Raw genomic sequence first — 8465 nt, forward strand, 5'->3', positions numbered from 1 at the left:
CCTGGCGCCCGCGTCTAGGGCGTCGTCAGCCGCCTTCATAGGGGCCGCGGCGCATCACATAGTCGCGCGTCTCGTAGGGCGGGGCGAGCCCCTCCACCCAGGCGCCATGCGCATGGGTGAGTGCGACCAGTTCCATCGGCCGGTCGCCGGGGCAGCCGCGCACGCGCACCTCGTGGCGGTGGAGGTCGCGGTTGGGCTCCATCATCACCCAGCCGAGCGGCCGCTCGGGCGTGGCGCGCGCGCCCGCCGCGTCCATCGCCTCGCGGATGCGCGCGCGGCGTTCATTGCCGAGATACTGCCACACCACCGAATGCATCAGCACGCGCGTCACGCCCGCCGGCTGCGGCTCGGCCAGCCGCGCCTCGACCCAATCGGCGGCATCGCCCTGCTCCAGCCGCACGCCCCCTGCACGAATCATCGCGATGCCGCGCTCGATCCGCGTCACCCGCTCGGGCACATCCACCCAGACATAGGCGGCGAGTCGCGCCGCCTTATGCGGATCGGTCGCGTCGATCGGCGCGACGTCCACGCCGCGGGTGGAGACGATCCCGATCGGCACGTCAGGCGGCGGCGGTCCGCGCCACTCGGGCCGGATGGTCACCGGACTGTCCGCCGGCCCCGCGCGCACCCCGCCGAGATCGAAGGCGTAGCGATCGATCAGCAGGTTGAGCCCGGCGCTGGAGCCGATCTCCAGCACCTCCACCCGCGGTCCGAACCGCTCGGCGATATGGAGCAGCCCGGTCATCAGCCCGGCCGAGCGCCCCGCCTCGTTGGTCTGCGGCGGCCCGTCGAGCCAGGGCAGCAGCGCCGCATCATGCGCCCGCAGTGCCGCGGCGATCGCCGACGCATCCGTCGATTCGCCGCGGAACACCCGCGACAAGCCTTCGTCCACGCCCGCCCGGTGCAGCGCATGCAGCCCGCCGACCAGCCGCAGCGCCAGCGCATCGGCGACCGGCTCGCCCGGCCAGTCGAGCGCGCGCGTGCCCGTAAGCGTGCGCCGGTCCAGCACGACCGCCAGCGCCTGACAGACACGCGCGGTGATCGGCGCGGCCATGGCGGCGCAATAGTCCGCCTGGATCAGAAAGGCTTTGCGGTTGTCGGCTTCGCTGGCCATGCGCATCTCCCCGTCAGCGTGCATTGCGCCCCCCCGCCCCCCTTCGTAAAGCCCGCCGCGATGACTCCAATCGTGTTCGCGGTGCCCAAGGGGCGCATCCTCGGCGAGGCGCTGCCGCTGCTCGCCCGCGCCGGGATCGTGCCCGAACCCGCCTTCTCCGACGAATCGTCGCGCGCCTTGCGCTTCGCCACACAGGATCCCGACATCGAACTGATCCGCGTCCGCGCGTTCGATGTCGCCACCTTCGTCGCACACGGCGCCGCGCAGCTCGGCATCGTCGGTTCGGACGTGCTCGCCGAGTTCGACTATTCGGAGCTGTACGCGCCGGTCGACCTCGACATCGGCCATTGCCGCCTGTCGGTCGCCGAGCCGGCCCGGCTGGCGGGGCAGGACGATCCGCGGGGATGGAGCCACGTCCGCGTCGCCACCAAATACCCGCACGTCACCGCCGCGCATTTCGCCCGCCGAGGCGTGCAGGCCGAATGCGTCAAGCTCAACGGCGCAATGGAGCTGGCGCCGACCCTGGGTCTGGCGCCGCGCATCGTCGACCTCGTCTCCTCGGGCCGCACGCTCAAGGAGAACGGGCTGGTGGAGGTGGAGCGGATCATGGACATCTCCGCCCGCCTGGTGGTCAACCGCGCCGCGATGAAGACGCGCGCGCGCGTGGTGCCGCTGGTGGAGGCGTTCCGCCGCGCGGTGGTGGGTGCCGCCGCGGCATGATCCGCCTGTCCACTGCCGATCCCGGCTTCGACGCCGCCTTCACTGCACTGGTCGATCAGCGGCGCGAAGCCTCCAGCGATGTGGCGCAGGACGTGGCCGCGATCATCCGGGAAGTGCGCGAGGGGGGCGACATCGCGCTCCGCGACCTGACGCAGCGGCTGGACGGCCATGACCTCGACCAGACGGGCTGGCGGATCGACGCCGCCGCTTGCGCCGAGGCATTCGCCGGCCTCGAACCCGAGCTGCGCGCCAGCCTGGAACTCGCCGCCGCGCGCATTCGTGCCTATCACGAGAAGCAGCGGCCGACCGACACCGACTTCACCGATGCGGCCGGCGTGCGCCTGGGGGCGCGCTGGCGGGCGGTGGATGCGGCGGGCGTGTACGTGCCCGGCGGCCGTGCGGCTTACCCCTCGACGCTGCTGATGAACGCCATTCCGGCGCGGGTCGCCGGCGTCGAGCGGCTGGTGGTCGTCACCCCCACCCCGCGGGGCGCGGTCAACCCGCTGGTGCTTGCCGCCGCGCATCTGGTGCAGGCCGACGAGGTGTGGCGCGTCGGCGGCGCGCAGGCGATCGCGGCGCTCGCCTATGGGACCGAGCGGATCGCGCGGGTCGATGTGGTCACCGGCCCCGGCAATGCCTGGGTCGCCGAGGCCAAGCGCCAGGTCTATGGCGTGGTCGGCATCGACATGGTCGCCGGGCCAAGCGAGATCGTCGTGGTGGCGGAAGGCGCCAACAACCCCGATTGGATCGCCGCCGACCTGCTGAGCCAGGCTGAGCACGATCCCACCACTCAGTCGATCCTGTTCACCGACGTTGCCGCCTTCGCCGAGCGCGTGACGGAGGCAGTCGGGCGCCAGCTCGCCGACCTGCCCACCGCCGCCGTCGCGCGCGCCGCCTGGGAGGCGAACGGCGCGGTGATCGTCACGCGCACCTTGGCCGAGGCGATCCCGCTGGTCGACCGGCTCGCGCCGGAGCATGTCGAGTTCGCCTGCGACGACCCGGGCGCGCTGTTCGACCGGCTTCGCCACGCCGGCTCCGCCTTCCTCGGCCGCCACACGCCCGAGGCGATCGGCGACTATGTCGCCGGTCCCAACCACGTCCTCCCCACCGGCCGCCGCGCCCGCTTTGCGAGCGGCCTGGGCGTGACCGATTACATGAAGCGCACCAGCTTCCTCCAGCTGGACGAGACGAGTCTCAACGAACTGGGCCCCGCCACCATCGCACTGGCGCAGGCGGAGGGGCTGCCGGCGCACGCGAAATCGGTGGCCCTGCGGATCAGGACGAACTGGTAAAGGTCAGATCGGGCGGATCAGCGGGCCATAGCCGCCAAGCGCGGCATCGCGGGTCAGAAGGTGGATGGGCTCGGCCAGCGCCTGAGCCACAAGCAACCGATCGAACGGATCACCATGCAGCTGCGGCAAGGCGTCCAGCTCTGTCGCATGAAGGGGCTGAACCGGAAGCATGGTGAATCCGGCTGCTGCGAACAGTTCGTGTGCCTCGGTGGCGGAGACGACGATGTCGTCGTGACGGCCGCGTCTAAGTGCGTGTTTGATCGCGATCTCCCAGAGCGTGACGACGCTGACCATCACAGTCTGCGCGGCCAGGATCTCATCGCGGGCCTTGCGACTCAACTTCGGATCGTCGCTGACGGCCCAAAGAGCGATGTGCGTGTCGAGCAGCAGATTCATGCGGGATCGCGGCCCTCGAACATCGCGGCAATCAGGTCGTCATCGGCGTCCCAGTCATCCGGCACGGTGAACTTTCCCTTGGCGATGCCGATCCGCTTGCTGGTGTCCGGCGCTTGGGCGATGGGCACGAGCCGCGCCGCGGGCTTGCCGTTGCGGGCGATCACCACCTCCGATTCGCGCCCGCTCTCCACCGCATCGACGAGTTGCGACAGGCGGGTCTTGGCCTCATGCATGTTGACGGCGTCCACCGGCAGGCTCCTTAGCTGTACTTAGCTAAGGTAGGCCTGGCGGGGTCGCGGTGCAAGGCTCACACGACGCGACCAGCGACGCGCCGCGGCAAAGCCGCGGCGTGACGTCGGACGGATCGGGCGGACTCGTCCGCCCGTCCGCCGGCCGGTCGCGCTTGCTGAGGCTGGAGCCTCAGCCTGCGCTGCCAGCCAAGGCTGCCAGCAGCAGCAGCGCGACGATGTTGGTGATCTTGATCATCGGGTTCACCGCGGGGCCGGCGGTGTCCTTGTAGGGATCGCCCACGGTGTCGCCGGTCACCGCGGCCTTGTGGGCTTCGGAGCCCTTGCCGCCGTAATTGCCGTCTTCGATATACTTCTTGGCATTGTCCCAGGCGCCGCCGCCGCTGGTCATCGACAGAGCGACGAACAGGCCGGAGACGATCACGCCCAGCAGCATCGCGCCCAGTGCCGCGAAGCCGCTCGCCTGGCCGTCCACCGCGGTGACGATGAAGTAGAGCGCGATCGGCGACAGCAACGGCAGCAGGCTGGGCACGATCATCTCGCGGATCGCGGCGCGGGTGACGAGATCGACGGTGCGGCCGTAGTTCGGGCGGCTGGTGCCCTGCATGATACCCGGATTGTCGCGGAACTGGCCGCGCACCTCCTCCACCACCGCACCCGCCGCGCGGCCCACCGCGGTCATGCCGAAGGCGCCGAACAGGTACGGCAGCAGCGCGCCGAGCAGCAGCCCGACGATCACGTACGGGTTGCTCAGCGAGAAATCGACGGTGAGGTCAGGGAAATAGGTCTGCAAGTCGGTGGTGTAGGCGCCGAACAGCACCAGCGCCGCGAGGCCGGCGGAGCCGATCGCATAGCCCTTGGTCACCGCCTTGGTGGTGTTGCCGACCGCGTCGAGCGCATCGGTCTTGTGGCGCACCTCGTCCTCCAGCCCCGCCATCTCGGCGATGCCGCCGGCATTGTCGGTGACCGGGCCATAGGCATCGAGCGCGACGACCATCCCGGCGAGCGCCAGCATCGAGGTGGCGGCGAAGGCGATGCCGATGATGCCGGCGAGCTTGTAGGCGGCGACCACCGCCACCACGATCACCAAAGTCGGCAGCGCGGTCGCCTCCAGGCTGATCGCCAGGCCCTGGATCACGTTGGTGCCGTGGCCGGTCTCGCTCGCCTTGGCGATCGACTTGACCGGGCGATAGTTGGTGCCGGTGTAATATTCGGTGATCCACACGATCAGCCCGGTGACGCCCAGGCCAATCAGCATGCACCAGAACAGGTCCATGCCGGTGAACGACGCGGAGGTGGCGGGCGCCGATTGCGCCGCGGCGTCAAAGCCGGTGGTCAGCGCGTCACTGCCCTGGTCAAGGAAGCCGGCGCCGCCGATCACCGCATTCATGTCGCCCAAAGTCATCTGCGCGGCGACGTAGATGGCCGGGATCGAGAGCAATGCCGAGGTCCAGAACCCCTTGTAGAGCGCGCCCATGATCGATCCGCCGCGCCCCAGCCGCACCATATAGGTGCCGATGATCGAGGTGATGATGCACACGCCGCCGACGATCAGCGGCAGGCTCATCAGCCGCATCAACTCGGCCGCATCCGCCTGCACCAGCAGCGCGATCGAGATCATCGTCACGCCCAGCGTTACGACATAGGTCTCGAACAGGTCGGCGGCCATGCCGGCGCAGTCGCCAACATTGTCGCCCACGTTGTCGGCGATCACCGCGGGGTTGCGGGGATCGTCCTCCGGGATGCCCGCCTCGACCTTTCCGACGAGGTCTGCGCCCACGTCCGCCGCCTTGGTGAAGATGCCGCCGCCCAGCCGCGCGAAGATCGAGATCAAGGACGCGCCGAACGCCAGCGCGGTCAGCGCCTCCACGATCACGCGGTCGTTGGGCACATAGCCGGCGGGACCGGTCAGGTACCAGAAGAACACCGCGATCGCGAGCAGCCCCAGCCCCGCCACCAGCATGCCGGTCACCGCGCCCGAGCGGAACGCCATGGTGAGCCCGCCCTGCAGCGAGCCGCGCGCCGCCTCCGCCGTGCGCACGTTGGCGCGGACGGAGATGTTCATGCCGACATAGCCGGCGACGCCCGAGAGCACCGCGCCGATCACGAAGCCCGCGGTGGAGAGCGCGCCCAGGGTCACCGCCAGGATCACCGCGACGACCACGCCGACGATCGCGATGGTGGTATATTGCCGGCCCAGATAGGCCTTGGCCCCTTCCTGGATCGCGGCCGCAATGTCCTGCATCCGCGCATTGCCCGCCGGCGCGCGCAAGACCTGCTGGCTGGTGACGATGCCGTAGAGCACGGCCACCAGGCCGCACAGCATCGCGATGATGACGCTCGTCATTCCCGCGTTCTCCTCTCCTTCGCGCAGGTCATGGCGCCCGCGTTGGAAGAGAGGGTATGGCGGGCCGGGGCTCAGCGCAAGCCGCCGTGCTGCCAGCCCAGGGTGGCGGGCAGCGGCACCGGCGCGCCGTTGCGCAGCAGCGCGATCCCGCGACCGGGCGCGAAGCTGCCGATGCGGGTGGCGGGAACGGGCGGATCGCGATCGGCAGGGGCGGCGAACAGCAGTTCGTAGTCGTCGCCGGAAGTCGCCGCCGCCAGCGCATCGCCGCCCCAGGCCCGCAGGTCGGCCGAAAGCGGCACCTGCGCCAGATCGATGGTGACACGAAGCCCGCTCGCCGCCGCCATCCGGGCCGCGTCGATCAGCAGCCCATCGGACACGTCCATCATCGCCGAGACGTGCGGCGCAAGCAGGCGGCCCTCCCGCAGACGGGGTTGGGGACGCCGATAGCGCTGGAGAAGCCGCTCCGGTCCCGGCGCACCGCGCGCGATCGCCAGCCCGGCCCCGGCGTCGCCGATCGTGCCGGTCACCCACAGCGCATCGCCCGCCTCCGCGCCGGACCGCCGGGGGATCGCGCCCCCGTCCGGTCGGCCGAAGGCGGTGATGCCGAGGACGCGCGGCGCGCCCGCCGGCAACGACACCGTGTCGCCGCCGAGCAGCACGCAGCCGAGTTGCGACAGCGCATCGGCAAGGCCATCCACGAACGTCGCGTCCCAGGCCTCATTGCCCAGCGGGTAGGACAGCAGCACGCCCTCGGGCACCGCGCCCTTGGCGGCGAGATCCGAGAGATTCACCGCCAGCAGCTTCCACGCCACCGACGGCGCCGGATCGGACGGCAGGAAATGCACGCCCTCGATCAGCGTGTCGACGGTGATCACGAGCCCGTCGAGAAGCGCGACATCGTCGCCAAGCCCCGCGGCGCCAACGTGCAGAGGCAATGCGCGCAGCTTTTGATGAAAAGTCGCCTCGTCCAAGCTCTGGCTAATCCCATGATATTTCTCCGGCCAGAGCATGATCGCGCCCAGCCGTCGACCGCCTGATTAGAATTTTTACAACTTCGGGTATTGCAAGCTTTGGCGATTTGCCCATAGTCCCGCTCTGGAACAAAGCTGTGATATAGGCGTCTGGGAACCATAGAGACGATCAGTCCGGAGGAGAGGATGAAGTTTGATGTCGCGGGCGACCCGTCGCTCGCAGTGCAAGGCGTACGCCGTGATGCGGCGCCTGCAGGCCGGCGCGATCCGGCAACCGCCATGGCCCAAGGCATTGTCGTTGGTGCGGCGGGCGGATTGGCGCTTTGGGCCCTGGTTGGAGCCGTTGTCGTCTCGGTCTTCTGATCTGTCGGAAGGCGTGCGCCGGTCTTGATGCCGTTTGGCGTGCCGGGAGGCTGATGCCTTTAGGTTGGGCAAGTCCGTCCTAAGGGCGGATCGAAGCTCTACAGGAATGTACGCGCCGCCTTGTCCTCTAGCCCCGGGAGGCTGAAGCCTCTATCTTGGCGCTGATGCGCTATCTTGCCCGCTTCTCCCCGCTGCGCGCTGTCCGCGATCTCCGGATGTTCCTTGCCCAGCGCAAGCCCTATGAACTTTGGTTCATGATGCTCGCGATCGTCATCACCGGCCTGGTGCTGATCGCCTTTGTCAAGGACTCGAGCATCGCCCCCGAGTACAAGCCCGACATCATCTATGTGCAGCAATGGTCGCTCGACCGCACGGACGAGCAGATCCGCGCGCAGCAGGTGATCGATCAGGCGGAGAAGGACAAGGCGATGGCCGTGCTCAAGGCGCGCCAGGACAAGCGACAGGCAGAGTTCAAGCGGCTCGACGACAAGCTCAAGAGCTACGGCTTCTGAACTTGCGAGACGACGCGCGCTGGATGGGCGCGGCGCTCGCCCTCTCCGAACGGAGCCGCGGGCGGACGCGGCCCAACCCCAATGTCGGATGCGTGATCGTCGCCGAGGGCCGCGTCGTCGGACGCGGCTGGACCCAGCCCGGCGGCCGTCCGCATGCCGAGGCGATCGCATTGGCCGAGACGGGCGCCAAGTCGCGCGGCGCAACTGCCTATGTCACGCTGGAGCCATGTGCGCACGAAAGCGCCCGTGGGCCGGCCTGTTCCGATCTCCTCGTCGCGGCGGGTGTGTCGCGCGTTGTCATGGCCTTGCGCGATCCCGATCCGCGGACCGACGGTGCCGGAGCGGCGCGGTTGACCGCCGCTGGGATTGCGGTCGCGACCGGCGCGCACGAGGCGGAGGCGCGCCGCGCCATGGCCGGCTTCCTCACCCGGCGCACGCATGGCCGTCCCCACGTCACGCTCAAGCTGGCGACCTCGCTCGACGGCCGCATCGCACTCGCGTC

General features: G+C 69.6%; 10 protein-coding genes. 5 read left to right on the plus strand and 5 right to left on the minus strand.

Going from position 1 to position 8465, the window contains the following annotated elements:
* Window positions 1–25: 25 nt before the first annotated feature.
* Window positions 26–1114, minus strand: coding sequence for a DUF2332 domain-containing protein (locus tag ACFDTH_RS16045; RefSeq protein WP_375288566.1), 1089 nt, complete (start codon window positions 1112–1114; stop codon window positions 26–28).
* Between the two features lie 60 nt (window positions 1115–1174).
* Between ACFDTH_RS16045 and hisG the strand changes: the two genes are divergently transcribed.
* Complete coding sequence (gene hisG / locus ACFDTH_RS16050; protein ID WP_375288567.1) at window positions 1175–1834, plus strand: ATP phosphoribosyltransferase; 660 nt, start codon at window positions 1175–1177, stop codon at window positions 1832–1834.
* Complete coding sequence (gene hisD / locus ACFDTH_RS16055; RefSeq protein ID WP_375288568.1) at window positions 1831–3126, plus strand: histidinol dehydrogenase; 1296 nt, start codon at window positions 1831–1833, stop codon at window positions 3124–3126. Before hisG ends, hisD begins: the two co-directional genes overlap by 4 nt.
* 3 nt (window positions 3127–3129) lie before the next feature.
* Here the strand turns inward: hisD and ACFDTH_RS16060 are convergent, their stop codons facing one another.
* The 4 genes from ACFDTH_RS16060 to thiL all read right to left on the minus strand — a co-directional run bounded on the left by ACFDTH_RS16060 (window position 3130) and on the right by thiL (window position 7088).
* Window positions 3130–3522: a type II toxin-antitoxin system VapC family toxin gene (locus ACFDTH_RS16060; RefSeq protein ID WP_375288569.1), complete on the minus strand. Its 393-nt coding sequence runs from the start codon at window positions 3520–3522 to the stop codon at window positions 3130–3132.
* Window positions 3519–3770: a type II toxin-antitoxin system Phd/YefM family antitoxin gene (locus tag ACFDTH_RS16065; protein ID WP_375288570.1), complete on the minus strand. Its 252-nt coding sequence runs from the start codon at window positions 3768–3770 to the stop codon at window positions 3519–3521. The genes ACFDTH_RS16060 and ACFDTH_RS16065 overlap by 4 nt, the downstream gene beginning before the upstream one ends.
* Before the next feature lie 172 nt (window positions 3771–3942).
* Window positions 3943–6117, minus strand: coding sequence for a sodium-translocating pyrophosphatase (locus ACFDTH_RS16070; RefSeq protein WP_375288571.1), 2175 nt, complete (start codon window positions 6115–6117; stop codon window positions 3943–3945).
* A gap of 71 nt (window positions 6118–6188) precedes the next feature.
* On the minus strand, window positions 6189–7088 hold the full coding sequence (thiL, locus tag ACFDTH_RS16075) for a thiamine-phosphate kinase (RefSeq protein WP_375288573.1): 900 nt from the start codon (window positions 7086–7088) through the stop codon (window positions 6189–6191).
* A gap of 186 nt (window positions 7089–7274) precedes the next feature.
* Between thiL and ACFDTH_RS16080 the strand changes: the two genes are divergently transcribed.
* The 3 genes from ACFDTH_RS16080 to ribD all read left to right on the plus strand — a co-directional run.
* Entirely contained in the window at window positions 7275–7451 is a 177-nt protein-coding gene (locus tag ACFDTH_RS16080; protein WP_375288572.1) for a hypothetical protein, read from the plus strand.
* Window positions 7452–7615: 164 nt separating this feature from the next.
* Window positions 7616–7963 (plus strand): hypothetical protein, encoded by a 348-nt coding sequence (locus ACFDTH_RS16085; protein ID WP_375288574.1) that lies wholly within the window; start codon window positions 7616–7618, stop codon window positions 7961–7963.
* 23 nt (window positions 7964–7986) lie between these two features.
* Window positions 7987–8465, plus strand: a 479-nt coding sequence (gene ribD, locus ACFDTH_RS16090) for a bifunctional diaminohydroxyphosphoribosylaminopyrimidine deaminase/5-amino-6-(5-phosphoribosylamino)uracil reductase RibD (protein ID WP_375288575.1), incomplete at its 3' end; no start/stop codon positions are given.

Origin of the sequence: Sphingomonas sp. (genome assembly GCF_042096255.1) — a bacterium.
Lineage (GTDB): Bacteria > Pseudomonadota > Alphaproteobacteria > Sphingomonadales > Sphingomonadaceae > Sphingomonas.

Excerpts from the sequence above, each read along its gene's own strand:
- ACFDTH_RS16070 (WP_375288571.1), bottom strand. The coding sequence starts at position 6,117 with ATGACGAGCGTCATCATCGCGATGCTGTGCGGCCTGGTGGCCGTGCTC.
- hisD (WP_375288568.1), top strand. The coding sequence starts at position 1,831 with ATGATCCGCCTGTCCACTGCCGATCCCGGCTTCGACGCCGCCTTCACT.
- ACFDTH_RS16085 (WP_375288574.1), top strand. The coding sequence starts at position 7,616 with ATGCGCTATCTTGCCCGCTTCTCCCCGCTGCGCGCTGTCCGCGATCTC.
- hisG (WP_375288567.1), top strand. The coding sequence starts at position 1,175 with ATGACTCCAATCGTGTTCGCGGTGCCCAAGGGGCGCATCCTCGGCGAG.
- ACFDTH_RS16045 (WP_375288566.1), bottom strand. The coding sequence starts at position 1,114 with ATGGCCAGCGAAGCCGACAACCGCAAAGCCTTTCTGATCCAGGCGGAC.
- ACFDTH_RS16080 (WP_375288572.1), top strand. The coding sequence starts at position 7,275 with ATGAAGTTTGATGTCGCGGGCGACCCGTCGCTCGCAGTGCAAGGCGTA.
- ACFDTH_RS16060 (WP_375288569.1), bottom strand. The coding sequence starts at position 3,522 with ATGAATCTGCTGCTCGACACGCACATCGCTCTTTGGGCCGTCAGCGAC.